At 38.3% G+C, this 19,002-nt stretch carries 15 protein-coding genes and 1 other RNA gene; 13 read left to right on the top strand and 3 right to left on the bottom strand.

The features are described 5' to 3' along the window. Nucleotides 1-97: 97 nt before the first annotated feature. Nucleotides 98-1,966, bottom strand: a complete 1,869-nt coding sequence (locus JNUCC52_RS05520; protein WP_337981640.1) for a multicopper oxidase family protein — start codon at nt 1,964-1,966, stop codon at nt 98-100. A gap of 373 nt (nt 1,967-2,339) precedes the next feature. Here JNUCC52_RS05520 and JNUCC52_RS05515 point away from each other — a divergent pair, with 373 nt between their 5' ends. From JNUCC52_RS05515 to JNUCC52_RS05485, 7 genes are all read left to right on the top strand, one after another. Beyond that, nucleotides 2,340-3,761: a tetratricopeptide repeat-containing diguanylate cyclase gene (locus JNUCC52_RS05515; RefSeq protein ID WP_173478550.1), complete on the top strand. Its 1,422-nt coding sequence runs from the start codon at nt 2,340-2,342 to the stop codon at nt 3,759-3,761. A 437-nt stretch (nt 3,762-4,198) separates the two neighbouring features. After that, on the top strand, nt 4,199-4,681 hold the full coding sequence (locus JNUCC52_RS05510) for a cell wall elongation regulator TseB-like domain-containing protein (RefSeq protein ID WP_173478551.1): 483 nt from the start codon (nt 4,199-4,201) through the stop codon (nt 4,679-4,681). A gap of 16 nt (nt 4,682-4,697) precedes the next feature. Continuing rightward, on the top strand, nt 4,698-5,891 hold the full coding sequence (locus JNUCC52_RS05505; RefSeq protein WP_173478552.1) for a pyridoxal phosphate-dependent aminotransferase: 1,194 nt from the start codon (nt 4,698-4,700) through the stop codon (nt 5,889-5,891). Nucleotides 5,892-5,919: 28 nt separating this feature from the next. Beyond that, a complete protein-coding gene (gene asnS, locus JNUCC52_RS05500) occupies nt 5,920-7,215 on the top strand; it encodes an asparagine--tRNA ligase (protein WP_173478553.1) in 1,296 nt (431 codons plus the stop codon). A 91-nt stretch (nt 7,216-7,306) separates the two neighbouring features. Then, nucleotides 7,307-8,035: a DnaD domain-containing protein gene (locus tag JNUCC52_RS05495; RefSeq protein ID WP_139860074.1), complete on the top strand. Its 729-nt coding sequence runs from the start codon at nt 7,307-7,309 to the stop codon at nt 8,033-8,035. A 14-nt stretch (nt 8,036-8,049) separates the two neighbouring features. After that, complete coding sequence (gene nth / locus JNUCC52_RS05490) at nt 8,050-8,712, top strand: endonuclease III (protein ID WP_173478554.1); 663 nt, start codon at nt 8,050-8,052, stop codon at nt 8,710-8,712. Then, the gene (locus JNUCC52_RS05485) at nt 8,709-9,032 is read left to right on the top strand and encodes a YpoC family protein (protein ID WP_173478555.1); all 324 of its coding nucleotides are present in this window, start codon (nt 8,709-8,711) and stop codon (nt 9,030-9,032) included. Before nth ends, JNUCC52_RS05485 begins: the two co-directional genes overlap by 4 nt. Before the next feature lie 148 nt (nt 9,033-9,180). On the opposite strand, the gene JNUCC52_RS05480 is transcribed toward JNUCC52_RS05485, so the two are convergent. Further along, the gene (locus JNUCC52_RS05480) at nt 9,181-11,844 is read right to left on the bottom strand and encodes a penicillin-binding protein 1A (protein ID WP_337981639.1); all 2,664 of its coding nucleotides are present in this window, start codon (nt 11,842-11,844) and stop codon (nt 9,181-9,183) included. After that, nucleotides 11,841-12,491, bottom strand: coding sequence for a Holliday junction resolvase RecU (gene recU / locus JNUCC52_RS05475; protein ID WP_173478557.1), 651 nt, complete (start codon nt 12,489-12,491; stop codon nt 11,841-11,843). The genes JNUCC52_RS05480 and recU overlap by 4 nt, the downstream gene beginning before the upstream one ends. Before the next feature lie 381 nt (nt 12,492-12,872). Between recU and JNUCC52_RS05470 the strand changes: the two genes are divergently transcribed. The 6 genes from JNUCC52_RS05470 (at nt 12,873) to rnpB (ending at nt 18,806) form a co-directional block, all read left to right on the top strand. Further along, nucleotides 12,873-13,067, top strand: a complete 195-nt coding sequence (locus JNUCC52_RS05470; RefSeq protein WP_173478558.1) for an endonuclease — start codon at nt 12,873-12,875, stop codon at nt 13,065-13,067. 253 nt (nt 13,068-13,320) lie between these two features. Further along, nucleotides 13,321-13,704: a YppE family protein gene (locus JNUCC52_RS05465; RefSeq protein ID WP_173478559.1), complete on the top strand. Its 384-nt coding sequence runs from the start codon at nt 13,321-13,323 to the stop codon at nt 13,702-13,704. Then, a complete protein-coding gene (locus JNUCC52_RS05460; RefSeq protein ID WP_337981638.1) occupies nt 13,679-15,952 on the top strand; it encodes a DEAD/DEAH box helicase in 2,274 nt (757 codons plus the stop codon). Before JNUCC52_RS05465 ends, JNUCC52_RS05460 begins: the two co-directional genes overlap by 26 nt. A 747-nt stretch (nt 15,953-16,699) precedes the next feature. Beyond that, the gene (locus JNUCC52_RS05455) at nt 16,700-17,947 is read left to right on the top strand and encodes a ribonuclease H-like domain-containing protein (protein WP_337981637.1); all 1,248 of its coding nucleotides are present in this window, start codon (nt 16,700-16,702) and stop codon (nt 17,945-17,947) included. Nucleotides 17,948-18,068: 121 nt separating this feature from the next. Next, nucleotides 18,069-18,368 (top strand): cell division regulator GpsB, encoded by a 300-nt coding sequence (gene gpsB, locus JNUCC52_RS05450; protein WP_172770968.1) that lies wholly within the window; start codon nt 18,069-18,071, stop codon nt 18,366-18,368. 59 nt (nt 18,369-18,427) lie between these two features. Next, nucleotides 18,428-18,806, top strand: an RNA gene (rnpB, locus tag JNUCC52_RS05445) — RNase P RNA component class B. Nucleotides 18,807-19,002 lie beyond the last annotated feature (196 nt).

The raw sequence follows: 19,002 nt of genomic DNA, 5'->3' as shown, positions 1-19,002 counted from the left end.
GCTATATATAGCAACTCTAAAAACCGAGGTATTCGAAAACACTAACGTCAAATACCTCGATTTTTTAATTGGCATTATACAGGAATAATGTAAATCCCTACGGACGTCTCCTACCCCATCTATTTGCCATGTTAGGTTGTAATTGTTTTCTGTTAGAAGGATAAATGGGTTGAGGTATGAACTGTGAGACATTCTGAGTATGAGTAGCAACGTCTGACGAAGTTTCCTTTGTAACTGATAAATGTTGCCTATCGGTCACTAGAGGAGTGTGCTGTGTGTGATCAGTAGTCGGTGCAATGCTATGCGCACTATTCAAAAGTGGGGCAGTGCTGTCATTATTATTTAGAACTGTCGTTGCTGTGGCATTATGGTTTTCTGTAGCATGCTCTATTTCAACATGTGGCTCTGATACGGGATGAACATCTTTCATCACTAGAATAGGGCGCATCATATCATGATCCTCATGCTCAAGGAAATGACAATGCCACATGTAATTTCCGATATGGTCTTTCCAATGCATAATAATTTTTGTAACCTTTCCTGCATCAGCTTTTACAGTATCTTTCCAGCCTCGTTCAAAGTCTCGAGGCTCTTCAGCTGGGCCAATAAATTCAAGCCTACCTTCATTTTGATAGAGCTCTACGTCGAATGGACGTCGTTCCAAAATTTTAAATTGAACCAAATGAATATGGATTGGGTGTATAAATGGCGTGGCATTAATGAAATTCCAAACTTCTATACTATCAAGAGCTGGCTTTTCAGTAGCAGGATCATGGTACATACGGTCATTTAATAATAGCATTGGTCTTCCGAAGTCATCTGTTGATGCACTTAATGGTAAGTTGCGCTCGACATGTGCATGATGTGGATGTAAATCCATTGAGACGGCAAGCCTTTCAGGAATTTCGCTCGTATCTTCACAGCGAAGCGGACAAGTCACTTTAAATTGCATAATGACACTCGTATGCTCGTCAATAAAATCTGTATCTCCGTTAATTAATGTTATTTCCTGACCTTCACAATTAGAAAAGTCAATGATGACATCCGTTCTTTCAGCAGGCAATAATTCCACAGCGTAAATTTCGTTCGGGGTTGTTAGAAAACCTCCATCTGTTCCGAGCTGAATCATAGGCTGTTCATTAGAAAGGCTAATGACGTAACCTCTTCGATTTGAACCATTTAGCAAACGAAAACGATATTTGCGAGGCTCAACATTTAAATAAGGCCATACTTTACCATTCACAACGATGGTGTTACCCACAAAGCCAGGTGTAATCGATGGATGTACTGGCACGGGGAAAGGCGGTTCATCAGGATAGAAGAGGGAGCCATCTTCATTAAAAGTTTTATCCGCAATTAATAGAGGATATTCATAATCACCGCACGGTAGATTTGAGCGTTCCTCAATGGAATCGCGCAGCAAATAGAAGCCAGCAAGACCTGCGTATACATTTAAGCGTGTTAATGCCATTGCGTGGTCGTGATACCACAACGTTGTACCTGGCTGATGATTGGTATATTCATGTATTTCTTTATTGAATTTTGGACCAGTATACATAAAGTCTCTTGTATACCATGCTTCAGGATGCCCATCACTTTCCCAATCAACATTGGCTCCGTGAAGATGTGTTACCGTTCGAACCTCTTGAGAATCATTGGCCGCATGGAGTGTAAAATCTACAGGTAAAAAATGCTTTGCTGGTAATTGGTTTTTGTATTTGACATAAATCGTTTTGTCTTTAGAAGCCTCAATAGTTGGACCAGGGTAAAGTCCATTATATCCCCAAATCGTGGATTTCGGAAAGTTCTTATGAAAACCATGTTCTGCTTCCATCATTTGCAACTCATAATATTCTTTCTTCGGCTGCCCGCTACTGAATTTTGGCTTTGCAGTAACAGGCTTCGGTAATTCATCTACAAATTTAGGTATTGTTGCTGGATCAGATGGATTTATATGTTTATTCACAACATCACGTCCCTTATGTTTTTACAAATAAATACTCAATCAACTACATCATATGGGTAAAAACAATGAGAAACGAGGACAATAATGGAATTATTTGTGCTAATATATATAAAAAATATTGTATTTCAAAAATTCATGCAAATAAAGCTGTTATTCTAGCCCTGTTTAAATTAAACATAAAAAGAAATAGCTTGTTGGAGAAAAGATAAGCCTAGAGACAACTAATATCATTTAATGTGTTTGGTAATTTATGGGATATGCTTGAAATGACGGACGAGGGCATAGACTTCGCTTATAATTAATGTATAGGCTAACTGCTACATTAAAGTATTATGGATAAGGAAAATTCCGAGCATAGAGAAGTGGTGATTATTTGGAGTTAACATTAGAAGAATTAAACAAAACAATCATGGAAATGCGGACGAAAGGGCGTTTGACAGAAGCTCTAAATCTTGCTGAACAGGGACTTTTAGTAGCAATAGAAAATGATAATCATAAGCATGGACTAGATTTATTCTTCCAAAAAATATTAATTCATCATGCTCTAGGCGATACATTAAGCATGGTGAGCCACATTCATGAATATGAGGAGTGCTGCCAAAAGTACGGCACGACAAAGGATTTTATGAATTATTATCTTGTTATGTCTTTAATATATGATTTAGTTGGGGTCAGAGAAAAAACAGTGGAAATGACCAAAAAATCGATTGAATTTGCTACACAACTTAAAGATACTAAAATGCTTGTACGCTGCTATAGCAATCTGTGCTATCTTGAAGTCGAAAATGGCTGTTATCGGGACGCTCTTAATGCGGCATTTATCGCAAGAAATTACAATAAGGAGCTTGCCAAAACACAGCCAGAATTGGCAAAGCTACAAGAAATTCGCATTAATAATAATATGGCTGATGTCTATATACTAGAGGGCGATTTTGTTACTGGTCAAGCATTATTGGACGATACATTAAATTCAGATATTATTCAAAATCATAAACGAGAAAAGGTAGCCGCTTTATTTGGCTATGGCTTTTTATATGAACATCAACAAAAGCTAGATGAGGCCGTGAAATATTATAAGCAAGCGATAGATTTGGCGCAATCATACGGGGATAATCCAATTACGAAAAGGGTCATGCGTATGCTGTTAAATGTTCTTTATCAATTGGATTACCGAAATGAGATATTTGATGTGCAACGAGCTTATATAGAACTTACAGAAAAAATGAGTGCTGACAATTTGCTTCAACAGGTCATGAACTTAGATTTTAATAGACAAAAAGAGAAACTGGAAAAAAGGGCTCTCTATGATCCTTTAACAGGTGTCCTTAATCGTCATTTTCTAGATAGTGAGCTAAATGATTGGTTGAAGGGAGCACAGGCTTGCCATCAGTATGTTGGCGTAATTGTCCTCGATATCGACTATTTTAAGGCATATAATGATAAGTACGGTCACTTGTTAGGTGATATGGTACTCCAGTTACTTGCTACTGGATTAAGAGATTTTTTACGTAATGAGGATGCGGTCATTATACGTTATGGTGGAGATGAATTTATCGTATGTCTGCGTCATAACAATAAGCAGTTTTTCTATGACTTTATTAAGGAACTACATGCCTACATCTTAACATTAAAAGTAGAACAAGACTTTGATAGTTATCCTTTAAAGATTAGCTTAGGTGCCTGTATGAATGATCAAGAAAATTATGACTATATTCAGCTTTTTAAGCAGGCGGATCGCAACTTATACAAAGCGAAAAATAATGGTCGTGCAAACTATGTCATTAGCTCACTATAAATGAGTCTATCAAGTATAAAATAATATATGTAAGAGAGAATCGTTCCCACTGTCAACAAAAGGCAGTGGGAATAAATTTGTGTAGGACTTTTGCTCTTTTGGGTATAGTAAAAAAGTGATTTTTTCGCAAATCTACACCTTTCTTTAGTGTGAAAAAAATAGGAACTTTTAACGATAACGTACAGTCTTTTTTAGTGGAAGAGCAAAAAATGAAAATCACGCCTCGAATCATTTGAAAACGCTGGTTTATCAACGTACAATAAATGAAATTAGCAAACACGACAAGAGAATTTTGGTGTATAATGTTGTGGTATGAGGAAAGAAAGCAGGTTGACAAAAATGGTAAGCAAAATGAAAGTGTGCGCAGTTATAGACACGCAAAAATATCTGGCATTCTTAGCGCAAAAAAAGCTAGGTATGAAACATAAGGTGAATATATGAAAAACTGGTTGATTTTCATTTCTGTCTTTATGGTTTCCTTGTCACTTGTCATTAGTATTTTAGTACTCTGGAAAGCCGAGGCTCCGTTTAGTTCAATTGAAGAACAGGCTGAACAGTTGGCGCTTGATGCCAAAGCCCTAGCAATTGTCTCGGAGTCATACACATATAATGGCAAACATTCGTATGTTACTGTGTTCGGGGTAGACGAATATGGTGACAAAAAGGCTGTCTTTGTTCCAACGAATCTAGAAGAGGATTCCATTCAGGAAGTATTTTTGAAAGATGGTATTACGGAAAAGCAAGCATTATCGGTTTTTAAAAATGAAGGAAATGTCCAAAAGGTTCTTCATATGAAATTAGGCTATGAGGAAGTAGGGGCTGTTTGGGAAATAACTTACCTAAACGATCAAGATAAACTCAACTATGTCTATATTTTATTTAAGGACGGCGACTGGTGGAAGCGCATTAAGAATTTATAAGAGGAGTAGATCCCGAATGAAAAAACTATTAGCAAACCGAGTGAAAACTTTAACACCATCTTCAACATTAGCAATTACTGCAAAAGCAAAAGAATTAAAAGAGCAAGGTATTGATGTAATTGGTCTAGGAGCTGGTGAACCTGACTTCAACACACCGCGCAATATTCTAGATGCGGCAATTGAATCTATGGAAAAAGGTTTAACTAAATATACCCCTGCTGGCGGACTACCAGTTCTTAAAAAAGCGATTATTGACAAACTTCAACGCGACAACAATCTTACATATAAACCGAACGAGGTTATCGTAGGCGTTGGGGCAAAGCACATTCTTTACACGTTATTCCAAGTAATTTTAAATGAAGGCGATGAAGTAATCATCCCTATTCCTTATTGGGTATCGTACCCAGAGCAAGTGAAACTAGCAGGCGGTGTGCCCGTTTATGTTGAGGGGACACGTGAACAAGGCTATAAAATTACTGCAGATCAATTACGTGCAGCTATTACCGATAAAACTAAAGCAGTGATCATTAACTCGCCAAGCAATCCATCTGGTATGATTTATTCTCGCAATGAGCTAGCAGAACTTGCTGCTGTTGCAGAAGAAAAGGATATTTTAATCGTGTCAGATGAAATTTATGAGAAGCTTGTATACAATGGTATTGAGCATTTTTCAATTGCACAACTTTCAGATGCATTGAAAGCACGTACAATCGTAGTAAATGGTGTAGCAAAATCTCACTCTATGACAGGCTGGCGTATCGGATATGCAGCAGGTGATGCAGACATTATTAAACCAATGACTGACCTTGCTTCACACTCTACTTCAAACGCAACAACAACTGCACAATATGCAACAGTGGAAGCGTATAATGGACCACAAGACACTGTCGAAGAAATGCGTCAAGCTTTCGAATCTCGTCTTGAGAAAATTTATCCACAAATTAGTGCAATTCCTGGCTTCAAAGTATTAAAACCGCAAGGCGCATTTTATTTATTACCAGATGTAGCAGAAGCAATGGCACATACTGGCTATGATTCAGTAGATGCTTTTGCTGCGGACATTTTAACAGAAGCAAACGTAGCAGTGATTCCAGGCTCTGGCTTTGGTGCACCAACTACTATGCGATTATCTTATGCTACATCTTTAGAATTATTAGAAGAGGCAGTCCGTCGTATTGATGCATTCGTAAAATCAAAATGGCAAGACTAATCCTTCTAACCAACTTTGGAGGATTTCTATGAAAAAAATTATGATTCAAGATATGCCACAGCATATCGGAGAAACAGTCAAGCTAGGTGCTTGGTTAGCTAACAAACGTTCAAGTGGTAAAATCGCTTTCTTACAACTACGTGATGGTTCTGGCTTTGTGCAGGGCGTTGTTGTAAAAGAAGAAGTAGGCGAAGAAATTTTTGCAATTGCAAAAGGTATGACACAAGAAACTTCGATGTACGTTATTGGAGAGGTAAAAGCAGACGAACGTTCAAGTTTCGGCTGTGAACTAGCAGTAACAGGAATTGAAGTGTTACATGCAGCAACAGATTTCCCAATTACGCCAAAAGAGCATGGTCCTGAATTTTTAATGGATAACCGTCACTTATGGTTACGTTCTCGTAAACAACACGCTGTGATGAAAATTCGTAACGAAATCATCCGTGCAACTTATGAATTTTTCAACAACAATGGCTTTACAAAAATGGACCCACCAATTTTAACTGGATCAGCACCTGAAGGTACTTCAGAGCTATTCCACACAAAATATTTTGATGAAGATGCCTACCTTTCTCAATCTGGTCAGCTTTATATGGAAGCGGCTGCGATGGCGTTAGGGAAAGTGTTTTCTTTCGGTCCAACGTTCCGTGCTGAAAAATCTAAAACACGCCGTCACTTAATCGAGTTTTGGATGATTGAGCCAGAAATGGCGTTTGTAGAATTCGAAGAAAACTTAGAGGTACAAGAACAGTATGTAGAACATATTGTGCAGTCTGTTCTGGCAAACTGTACTCTAGAATTAGAGCGACTTGGTCGTGATACATCAACTCTGCAAAATATTAAAGCGCCATTCCCTCGTATTTCATACGATGATGCCATTAAACTATTACATGAACAAGGTTTTGATGACATCGAATGGGGTGATGACTTCGGTGCGCCACATGAAACAGCCATTGCAAATTCATTTGACAAACCTGTATTCATTACGTGCTACCCAACAGGTATCAAACCATTCTACATGCAGCCACACCCAGACCGTGATGATGTCGTATTATGTGCCGACTTAATTGCGCCAGAAGGCTACGGGGAAATTATTGGTGGTTCAGAGCGTATTCATGACTATGATTTATTAAAAGCTCGTCTTGAGGAACATAATCTATCATTAGATGCTTACGCATGGTACCTAGAGCTTCGCAAGCAAGGTTCAGTACCACATTCTGGCTTCGGTCTAGGACTAGAACGTACAGTAGCATGGATTTCTGGAACAGAGCATATTCGTGAAACGATTCCATTCCCACGTTTATTAAATCGTTTATACCCTTAATCGATTAGCAACAAACGAAAACAATTTAAAAGTCGCGTAGTGAAATTTCTACGCGGCTTTTCTACTTACTAGAAAAAGGAGTCATGTCTACATGAATACAAAAAATAATCGACTCCGTACATGGACCGAGCAGAGAACTATACAAATTCCTCAGCTCTTTTTTCAGTTTTATAAGGAGTTAAATATTGAGGATGATGAGGCGCTAATTGTCATGCACTTACTTGCCTTTCATGTGGAAGGAAACGATTTTCCTACACCAACAGATTTGATGAATCGTCTCACAATGCCTAGTAATGATATTACTTCTCGCTTACAGCGTCTCATGCAAAAGGGCTTTCTTGAGATTACACGTGATGTCGATGCAAATGGCACGCTATACGAAAAATATTCGGTGTACCCCCTTTGGGAACGTATATTGCAGATTATAGAAATGAAAGAACAAAAAAATACAGCAGCTACACTTCGTCAAGAAGAGGGTGAAGTATTCCGTTTATTTGAAGAGGAAATGGGGCGTCTTTTATCTCCTTTAGAGCTAGAAAAAATCGGTTTTTGGCTAGATGAGGATAAGCACAGTCCTGCGCTTATTAAAGAGGCATTAAAGGAAGCTGTTTTTGCTGGTAAATTGAGCATTCGTTATATTGATCGGATATTATTGGAGTGGAAAAAGAAAAATATTACGACACCACAAGCTGCACATAAACAAAGCGAGCAGTTCCGTGAGAAACAAAGTTTGAATAGATCGCCAGCACGTACAGTACAGCAAGAAACGCAGTCGACAAACAGAGTACCATTTTATAACTGGTTAGAAGAAAGAGAATAGGGGGCTTTTAGGGAATGTTAACAAAAAAACAGTGGGAGCATTGTCTAGCTGAAATGGACCGCATGTTTCCTAATGCGCATTGTGAACTTGTGCATGACAACCCGTTCGAGCTGACAATCGCCACGTTATTATCTGCACAATGTACGGATGTACTTGTCAATAAAGTAACGAAAACGTTGTTTCAAAAATATAAAAAGCCAGAAGATTATTTGGCAGTGAGTTTAGAGGAGCTACAACAGGATATTCGATCAATAGGTCTTTATCGCAATAAGGCTAAAAATATTCAACTTCTCTGTCAGCGACTTTTAACAGAGTATGATGGGCAAATTCCTGCAAGTCGTGAAGAGCTCGTGACATTGCCTGGTGTTGGGCGTAAGACGGCAAATGTTGTTTTATCAGTAGCTTTTGATATTCCAGCACTTGCTGTTGATACACATGTAGAACGCGTATCGAAACGACTAGGTTTATGTCGCTGGAAGGATTCAGTGCTTGAAGTGGAAGAAACAATAATGAAAAAAACACCAATGGATAAATGGTCAAAAACCCATCATCAGTTAATTTTCTTCGGACGTTATCATTGCAAGGCACAAAATCCTGGCTGCCAAACATGTCCGTTACTCGAGGATTGCCGTGAAGGACAAAAGCGTTTAAAAAAAGGGCTGGTGACAAACGCGTGAATATTGATGCAATATCAAAAGAAAAAGTCGATGCATGGTATACAGAATGGACGATGCTGGAAGCTCAAATACATGCTGCCCATGATGCACGTAATGGGGAAGCGAAGGGTCTCATGGAAAAGGCTATCATGTTATTCGAACGTTTAGTGATTGAAGCAGGTGAAGAGGTAATGCCGATTAATGGAATTGAGCGTATGACCTTTATTAAAGCAAAGCCAGGACAATATGCGTGTTATCGTCAATTAGATGAATTATTTAAAGAAACAAAAAAACGCACAGCACGCTTACGCCTACAGGCAACCAAAAACGTAGGAAGCTAAGTAGCACTTAAAAGATGAAGCAATTTAACAATCACATAATAAAGAGGTTGTCCTTTAGACTATATAAGGACAACCTTTTTATTATGAAAAAAACAGGTGAAGAAAACATTGTTTTCTTCACCTGTTCATTTTAGTGTATGCTTTTTATTTACTCACCATCAGGATCTTCATCGTCTGGCACAGCAGGATCTGTTGGCGTAACAGGTGGTTGGGTACCGTTATTGTTGCCGTTGTTACCGCCATTCCCATTATTGCCATTGTTTCCATTGTTGCCATTTCCGTTATTGCCATTATGATTTCCATTGTGGTTGCCGTTGTCACCATTGTTACCATTATTGCCTTGATCAGGATCTGTTGGTTGGTCAATATCCGGTTCATCTGGATCCTCAGTTTCTAAATCCTCATCAGGCATGCTCGTTATTTGGAAGGTTGTCGTTCCTGGTTCACTGCGTGTCTCATCCACAATCGCTACGACAGAAATCGTATAATTACCATCTTCTAATGTGTTGCCAACTGTTAAACCTTTACTTTCAGTTGTTCCAAGTACAACCGTTTCTCCACCTTCGCGTGTAGCGGATACTTCAAAGGTAGTCGGCATTGGCTCATCCGTTTCTGGGTCAAGAATAGCATCATGCTCCCAGCTAATGTTGATGGATTGTCCTGCTAAATCTAAACTTGCACTTACATTGTAAGGTGTAGAAAGTTCAGGAGCTTGGTATTCATTAGAAACTTCTGTAGGTTCTGTACCGCGAACAAATAGCTCTGTTTGACGTAATTCACTTGGTGTATAGTCACTTGCTAATTTTAGCGGACTAGAGCCTACTTCAATCGTAGCTTCTACAACCGAGCTTGGTTTTTTGAAACGTTCAGTTTCGATGTTCGCAGAAAGATCTCGCATTATATCTTTAAATAAATGTTGAGGTAAACGACGTTCGTCCCATGTTGTAATTGGGTCAGAACGTTTTTCGTAACCACTCCAAATTGCAATTGAATAATTGGTAGTGTAACCAGCAAACCAAGAATCTGGCACACTTGTACTTGGTAAATTATATTTGTTAAACTCGTCGTTTGAATAGTTTGTTGTACCTGTTTTACCAGCAATATCTAATCCAGAAACGTTTGCTACAGTACCAGATGCATCTGGTTTATTGCTGACAACATCACGCAACATATCAGTTACCATGTATGCTGTATATTCTTCCATCGCAACATTTGACTTTGGTGTATAGTCTTTCGATGATTTACCATCGCGATAAACAATTTTTGTAATCGAATAAGGGTCAGTGTAAACACCATTATTCCCAAATGCTGCATAAGATGCTGCCATTTGAATTGGAGACAAGGTAATGTTACCGCCACCAATGGCATCTGACTCGACAACATTCTCTGTATCAATACCTAAACGACCAATAAACTCTTTCGCTTTATCGGCGCCAACTTCTTTAAATGTTTTAACAGCGGGCACATTTCGAGAAGCATATAAAGCTTTACGTGCTGTCATAGCACCAAAATATTTACCATCCCAGTTTGTAATGGTTTGATTCGTACCTGTATATTTCATTGGATCATCGACAAGTGTTTGACCTGTTGACCATTTTAAATATTCAATTGCAGGACCGTAATCTAGTAATGGTTTCATTGTAGAGCCAGGATGATTCATTACTAAGTCATCTGCATAGTTAAAGCCGCGGTTACCATAGTTTCGTCCACCGCCGACTGCTTGAATTTGACCTGTTTTTGTATCGACAACAGCAACACCTGATTCAATTTTTTCTGTCGGGAAATTACTGTCATCATTCATGATGTTTTCGACAATTTGCTGAGCATTCGGATCAAGTGTAGTGTAAACTTTAATGCCCTCTGCCATGGCAGTACCATCACCGTTTTCCTCAAGCTCATTAATAACGATATCTAAGAAGGCATCGTACTTAGAGCCAGCAAATGTTTGGCGTGTAGCATCGTCTGCAAGACCTGCTTGCACATCCACTTTTTTCGCTTCTTCCATTTCAGCTTTTGTAATTTTTCCATGCTGATACATTAAGCCTAAAACTGTATTTCGGCGTTTTTCTGCCAGCTCTGGATTTTTTAATGGATTGTAAGCGTTCGGACGTTGTACTAAGCCTGCTAGCAGTGCTTCTTCATCCAATGATAAATCTTTTAACTCTTTGCCATAGAAATATTGAGCTGCTGTACCAAAGCCGTATACACGGCCAGACATCAACATTTTATTAAAGTACATTTCAAAAATTTCTTCTTTTGAATACTTACGTTCAAGTTGGAAAGCAAGCCAAGCTTCTTGTGCTTTTCGTTTTAACTTTTTCTCATTTTGTAAAAATGAGTTTTTGACAACTTGCTGCGTTAAAGTGGAAGCACCTTGTGCCCCGAAACCATCACGGAAGTTTGCAAGTATTGCACCACCAAGGCGGTAAAAGTCCATACCATGATGTTTGAAAAAGCGAACGTCTTCTGTTGCGAGAATGGCGTTAATCATATCTTCAGGAATTTCATCGTATGTTACGTATTTTCGGTTTTCAGCACCGATTGTGGCGAAAACTTCACCGTTTTTATCATAAAACTCAGAAGAAACAGGATCCTTTAGTAAATCTTCATTAAGCTCTGGTGCAGTGCTTGCATAATAAGCAAATACACCAGCTCCGCCGACTAAGCCAACAACTCCTATGATAAGTATTGTTAGGACAATGCGCTTCAGCCAGGTTTTGGCCGATGATTTAGATGCTTTCGGCGCTTTCTTTTTATTTTTTTGAGCGAGAGCCTTTTGATGCTCTCCGCGTGTTTGACGACGTTCACTCATTTTTTTATCTCCTCACTTTCAGAGCCATGACTTGTTGCTTCAATGAACTGCTGTAGAACGGGTAAATAATCGATACGGGGATAATAGCTTGTTGGAATTTCGTAAGCTTCCTTTTCTATCGTTGCAAAAGGGATCGATTTTCGTTCACCATTGTCCATTGCCTGCCAGGCCTTTTGTAAAACTTCGTATGGCACTAAAAAATAGCGTTCAAAAGCTGAAAAACGAACGATAATGAATGCCACACCATTGTGTTCCTTCACTTGCTGCATATGTTTCATTTGATGTTCGTGTATATTTTTTAATGGAAAGCTCGTCTTAGATGCGGTTTCCTTAGCATCAAAATCAATGTAATGCCCAGCCCAAACGCCATTGTAGTCAGTTGTAGAGGGCGTTCGGAAATAAGCTTCACGAATTACAGCAGCACTTCGTGATGGATACTCTACTTTGACGATTTGTACGGGAACAGGTTTCTTATGAATAATAGCAAGTCGCCTTTCTAAATAAAAGTCGTTTGCTTCATTAATTTCATCCTCTAGCGTCTTCCCTCGATTACTATAGGAAAAATCCTTTGTTTTTCCCTTTTTCTCAGCCTTGTGAGTAGCTGGAGCAGGGGTGTAGACTTTCCCATTTGGATAACGAATTGTCACTTAGCTCACCTTCTATAATACTGCTATTATACACAATAGTTTACCATGATTCAGTATATCTTCACCACAGGAAGAACGTTGTGTTCAAGATAGTTTATGATGGCTGATAGATTTGCATGATTCGCTGTTTAAAGTAGAAATTTCGCCAATAAAACAACTACATTCGCCATTGTATTTGTTATTTAGTGCACCACTTTTTTCCTAGAACCGTTGGGAATCATTCTTTTACAGCGATATCATTAAAGTGGCCATTAAGAGCAACTATTAAAAATTTATCGAAATTCTTCTTCTTTCAGCTAACTTACGCTTATTTTGTCACGCATGAAGGTAATTTTATACATGCGAGGAATACTGTAAGTAAAGATAAAAGGGGGCGTTGTATTGAACAAATTAGGACAATTAGTTGCACAGTTGGATCTAGTCAATCAATTACTTTTAACGAGAGTGTCATTGGAAAGCAATGCACACAGCCTGCAATTTTTTATGCAGCTCAAATCTGTTAGCCAGAAAGTAAGCTTAGCAGAAAAGAACTGGCAAGTAAAGAATGCTTGTTCGCCTATTAGTAGTGAAAAATGATAGACTTTGGTACACTAATCTCATACAAATAAAAATGATTCATTTGATGCATCATTTAAAGTCTTTAGCAGACGATGGGAATTATACAGAAAAACGTTCAGGCTTGTACGAAATAAAATGTCGCGCTAATAAGAGAGCGACATAATGTCCTGAATGTCAGCATGTATTTTCATTTTGATACGTTGTTAATTGTTGTAAGCATGCTAGCGACGATTATGCTAAAGGTACATTTGATACGAGATGAGGTGCGAAATTGTTACTAATACAGCAAACTTCCATATTAATAGATGAATGCGAAAAATGTGTTGCACGCTTTTGGCAAATGCGTGAGGAGGATCGTACGCCAGACTTTTTTGGAGAGGTCAAGCCACATGTTGATACGATTCATCAACTATTGAAAGAGTGGCAACAAGAAGCGAATGCTTGGATACAAAAAAACAGACCGAAATATATGCATGCAGGGCAAATTGCTTCCGCGGTTGAATCGATGGAGCAATTTGTTGTGCAATCTTTTTATAAAGAAACAAGTAAAAAGCGTTTTTTAGATGCAACGCATTCCACTTCCTACACGCTAAATAATTTTTATCGCATAGTGAAGGAGGCGCAAAGTGATGCTATCGAAAAAACGGACGATTAGTGCGCTATTAAATGAATGGCGATATGATGAGGAACTAAAAGAGCGAATAATTCATTGGCAAACATTAGATGGACGAGATGCTAAGCTTGCCCCTTTTCCACAAAATTTACATCCTTCACTTGTTAAAGCATTACATGCACGTGGCATCGAGCAATTATATACACATCAGCGCGAAGCTTTTGATTTGGCGACAAGCCGCAAATCATTTACGGCTGTTACACCGACTGCATCAGGTAAATCATATTGCTATCATTTACCCGTATTACAAAAGATTTTAGAAGATCGAAATGCACGTGCCATTTATTTATTTCCGACAAAAGCGTTAGCGCAAGATCAGAAAAATGATTTAAATGAACTGATTGAACAGAGTGGAGAAGATATTTTAAGCTATACGTATGATGGGGATACAGCTCCTGGTATACGACAAAAGGTTCGAAAAGCAGGACATATTGTGATGACGAATCCAGATATGTTACATTCAGGTATTTTACCGCACCATACAAAATGGGTGTCACTCTTTGAAAATTTGCAGTATATCGTTATTGATGAATTGCATACATATAAAGGTGTATTTGGTTCACATGTAGCACATGTTATTCGAAGACTGAAACGAATTTGTGAATTTTATGGCAGTAAACCTGTTTTTATTTGTACGTCTGCCACGATTAAAAATCCAAAGGAACTAGCGGAAAATTTAACGAACGAATCACAAACGTTAATTGCTGATTCAGGTGCGCCAGTTGGCAAAAAAACTTTTCTTTTTTACAATCCACCGATTATCCATAAAACGTTTGGCGTTCGTCGCAGTGCGGTTTTAGAGGTAAGTGATTTAGCCAAAAGACTTTATACAGCAGGAATTCAAACAATTATTTTTGCAAAAAGTCGAGTGCGTGTTGAAATGATTGTTACTTATTTAAAAGAATTGACTCGCAATAAATTACAAGATGAGTCTGTGCGTGGCTATCGAGGGGGCTATTTACCCTCTGAGCGACGTGTTATTGAACGTGGACTTCGTGATGGAACAATTCAAACGGTAGTAAGTACGAATGCGCTTGAGCTAGGTGTAGATATTGGGCAACTACAGGCATGTATTATGACTGGTTACCCAGGAAATATTGCAAGTGCATGGCAGCAAGCGGGACGTGCTGGGCGCCGTCAAGACGAAGCACTCATTATTTATGTGGCACAATCGACAGCATTAGATCAGTACGTTGTAGATCATCCACTTTATTTACTTGGAAGCGACCCTGAGGAGGCACGCATTTATCCAGAAAATATGTTGATATTAATGGATCATTTAAAATGTGCGGCCTTTGAGTTACCATTTACAACAAATGATTCATATGGAGAATTTGAAATACAAGAATTACTGGAATATTTAGCAGAAGAAGGGGTTGTTTTTAAAACGAGTGAGAAGTGGCATTGGATGAATGATCGTTTCCCAGCACATGATATTAGCCTTCGTTCTGCATCACAAGAAAATGTTGTTATCATCGATATGACTATTCCTGCTCGCACGAAAGTAATTGGAGAAATGGATCGCCATAGCGCTATGACACTATTGCATGAGGAAGCTATTTATTTGCATCAGGGCATTCAATATCAAGTAGAAAAACTTGATTGGGAAGAGAAGAAAGCTTTTGTGCGTGAAGTAGATGTAGATTATTACACAGACGCTAATTTAGCTGTGGAAATGAAAGTACTTGAGGAAGATCGAAGCCGTAACTATCGAGGTGGAACGATTAGTTTTGGTGATGTAGGATTAGTAGCTCAAGCTACAATCTTTAAAAAAATCCGCTTTGGAACGCATGATAACATTGGTTCTGGTCCCATTCACCTCCCACCAGATGAGATGCATACAAGTTCATCGTGGCTATCATTTTTAGCGCCTGATAAATGGACCGAAGAAGATTTGACCGAAGCTATGACGGGAGCAGCCTATGCAATGAATGCCTTTATCCCATTATTTATTCAATGTGATAGTAGTGATGTCGCAGTAGTGCCGCAAGTGAAGGCAACACACAACGAACAACCGACATTTTTTGTCTATGATAAGTATCCAGGTGGTATTGGTTTAAGTGATAAGGTTTATGATTTGTGGGAGGACTTAGTGATGAAGGCACAGCAACATATTACAGCATGTCCTTGTAAATCTGGTTGTCCATCTTGTATCGGTCCACAAGAATCAATCATTGATTCAAAAAGTAAAGTCGTCAAACTTCTTCATTTGCTGAACGACAATTATTAGTTTGAAGAATTTTAAAAAAACGACTTTATAATTAAGTACTGAACATTCTACAAAGGCGAATGCTAAAACTTTGTAGAATGTTTTTTGTTGCTCATAGGAAAAGAAATAGTATTGTAGATGGTTCAAACGGGGAATTCAACTGCCACGGGCACAAATGGCAAAAGTACTCGTTTTAGCGTTCAACTGAACATTAGGTGGGACGAGTTTTTTCAAAGATGTAGCAACTGCGTATTGGAGCTGTCATTATATCGCTTTCTCTGAACATAAAAGGATTGGATTAGAGGAAGGTAGTTTTCGAGTGACACAGGCATATTTTTTTGTATTCACGTATTGTGAAATGAAGCAATAACATAAAAAGCACATCCTCTCTTTTTACAAAAGGAAGAGGATGTGCTTTACTATTTAGAAAGATACTATATTTCTAGATTCTTTATATAGTAATAGCTAAAGAGTTGTCATTACTTTCTTGAAAGTTCACTTTTAAATAATTCAATTTTTAAATATCTTATGTGTAAAATAAGTACCTCTTAGTTTTAACACATATAAATGGATGCGTTATAATTGTAGTGTATGATGGGAGAGGTAGGGATAAATCCCACATTCATCAATAGAATGTCATAATGTTGTGGTAAAAGACGCGGTATAAAGGCCGACCAATATTTTTAATTTTAAAATTTAGTATACAGTAGATAAAAGTGAGGAACTACGAGTATTAAAAAACTTACAGGCAGAAAATGAGTGAAGTTAATGTCTTACGAAAATAAAATATTACAAATGAAAAAAATGCTCGGAAAAAAAGTAGAAAAACAGGTAGCTACTGAAGAAACAGCTTTTCAAAAGCCGAATGCTCCTAACTATACCGAGCAGTGGCAAAAGGCTGGACTTACGCGCATTGATAATGACTTTGGTATCGTTTTTAAACGACAGGTGCATTATCCATTTCATTATCAGCACGGTCACTATCAATTGCAGTCATTTTTTGATGCCCTCACAAAATGGCAAAGTGCTGATTTTGAACATCCCTATGCACTAGATTTGGATGAAAAAGTGCTGTTTTTTGATACGGAGACGACTGGTTTAAAAGGTGTTGGGACACAAATCTTTCTTCTAGGCTTTTTAGAACTGACAGATCATGATTTTGTCTTAACGCAATATGTTTTAGCAGATCCTGCTCATGAAGCAGCCATGTTATTTGAATCAAGTCTTTGGCAAAAAACAGCAACGATAATTACGTATAACGGTAAAAGCTTCGATTGGCCACAACTTGAAACAAGATGGACGCTCAACCAGAAAGTATTACCGAAATTACGGACACAACGACAAATTGATTTACTGCATAGCTCTAAGCGATTATGGAAAAATGATATGGAGCGCATGAAATTAAAATCAGTAGAAGAGGAGAAGCTTGGCTTTTCACGTTTGGGCGATATTCCTGGCTACTTAGCACCAATAATTTACCTTGATGCTGTGAAAAGCGGTGTGCCTGATGCGCTGATGAAGGTTCTTATTCATAATGAATGGGATTTGCTGTCCCTTATTACCTTATATGTTCATTCTACTAACTTATTGTTTGAAGAGGCGAGTGATGAATCAGCCAATACTTATACGAATATTGGGAAATGGTATGCTGATTTAAAGAAAAGCCCTCAAAGTGTTAACGTTTTAGAAAAGGTCACGGCCCAATTTGATGCACGAGAAGCAGGCAATGCCCAATTTTATTTGGCAATCCAACTTAAAAAAAATAAGCAATTCAACGAAGCAATCGATGCTTTTGTGGCTTCACTCCACTTTATAGAGCCACGTAAAAAGTTGCAGGCGTTAGAACAATTAGCTATGATCTATGAGCATCAAATGAAAGATTACAAGCAGGCCCTTAATTATACATTAGAAGGTATACAATTGATTACTTCGACTGAGGAATGGCGAATGGAACAAAAGCAAAAATGGGCAATTTCTTGGGAAAAGAGAATGCACAGATTAGGAAATAAGCAATAATTTCCCGGGTAAGCGCAAGAAACGACAAGTTTAGCCTTACAATTGATGGTTACAGACGATATAATGTTATGAAATATGCTATAATGAATTCGTGTATGTAGTGCGAGGAAGGGCGATGTGAATGGACATTAAATTAACTTCAAAAATGATTCTTGAAAAGGAATTTAAGAAAAACTTTAAAGGCTATAATGTAGAAGAGGTCGATTCTTTTCTTGATGAAATCATTCAAGATTATGAATCGTTTGAAAAAGTTGTTGCTCAACTGAAAGAAGAGAATAGACAGCTAAAAGAAGAAATAGAAAATACGCCAAAGAGACAACCGCAGCCAGCCGTATCAGCAGCAGGTACAACCAACTTTGATATTCTCAAACGACTTTCAAATTTAGAAAAACATGTATTTGGTAGCAAGCTTTACGAATAATTTTTATCATATACATTGTATTTATCATAAAACTCTAGTATAATCTTCGTATCATCATGAAATTCGAGTAATCGCTGCGACGCTAGACGTCGTAGAGGAAAGTCCATGCTCACACGGTTCTGCGATGGCCGTAGTGTTCGTGCTTACTGAAAAAATAAGGTAAGGCAGCTTAAAGCTGACGGCGGAAGGAAGACCTAAGTCTTTTTGATATGGTTGACACTTCCTGAAAGTGCCACAGTGACGAAGCTTGTTTGGAAACATACAAGGTGGAACGAGGTAAACCCCACGAGTGAGAAACCCAAATTATGGTAGGGGCACTCTCTTGAAGGAATTGAACGGATAGAGGGACAGAGTTCGCTCTGTAGATAGATGATTACTGCCCGGTCGTACGAGGCGCAAGCTGTTTGAGTACTCGGGAACAAAACATGGCTTATTGAATTTTTTGATGCTTAACTACGAAATAACAAGCGCTCTCCAATTCGGTGGAGAGCTTTTCTTTTGAACTAATTAAAGTTGTATCTATTACTTATGATGTCTAGTCATGCGCGATATACGCCTGAGGTTAGGCTAACACCATGTTGGCCGCGCCTCTGTCGATACGCTTCAAAGTCATAACATCACCGTTATCGTATGG

It is taken from the genome of Lysinibacillus sp. JNUCC-52 (assembly GCF_015999545.1).
Classification (GTDB): domain Bacteria; phylum Bacillota; class Bacilli; order Bacillales_A; family Planococcaceae; genus Lysinibacillus.
Note: the sequence above shows the minus strand (reverse complement) of the source record. Positions and strands in the feature narration are given on the sequence as shown.

Bases quoted from the DNA above. Each gene is read 5' to 3' on its own strand.
- JNUCC52_RS05510 (WP_173478551.1), top strand. From the start codon at position 4,199: ATGAAAAACTGGTTGATTTTCATTTCTGTCTTTATGGTTTCCTTGTCA.
- JNUCC52_RS05505 (WP_173478552.1), top strand. From the start codon at position 4,698: ATGAAAAAACTATTAGCAAACCGAGTGAAAACTTTAACACCATCTTCA.
- asnS (WP_173478553.1), top strand. From the start codon at position 5,920: ATGAAAAAAATTATGATTCAAGATATGCCACAGCATATCGGAGAAACA.
- JNUCC52_RS05495 (WP_139860074.1), top strand. From the start codon at position 7,307: ATGAATACAAAAAATAATCGACTCCGTACATGGACCGAGCAGAGAACT.
- nth (WP_173478554.1), top strand. From the start codon at position 8,050: ATGTTAACAAAAAAACAGTGGGAGCATTGTCTAGCTGAAATGGACCGC.
- JNUCC52_RS05480 (WP_337981639.1), bottom strand. From the start codon at position 11,844: ATGAGTGAACGTCGTCAAACACGCGGAGAGCATCAAAAGGCTCTCGCT.
- JNUCC52_RS05460 (WP_337981638.1), top strand. From the start codon at position 13,679: ATGCTATCGAAAAAACGGACGATTAGTGCGCTATTAAATGAATGGCGA.
- JNUCC52_RS05455 (WP_337981637.1), top strand. From the start codon at position 16,700: ATGTCTTACGAAAATAAAATATTACAAATGAAAAAAATGCTCGGAAAA.
- gpsB (WP_172770968.1), top strand. From the start codon at position 18,069: ATGGACATTAAATTAACTTCAAAAATGATTCTTGAAAAGGAATTTAAG.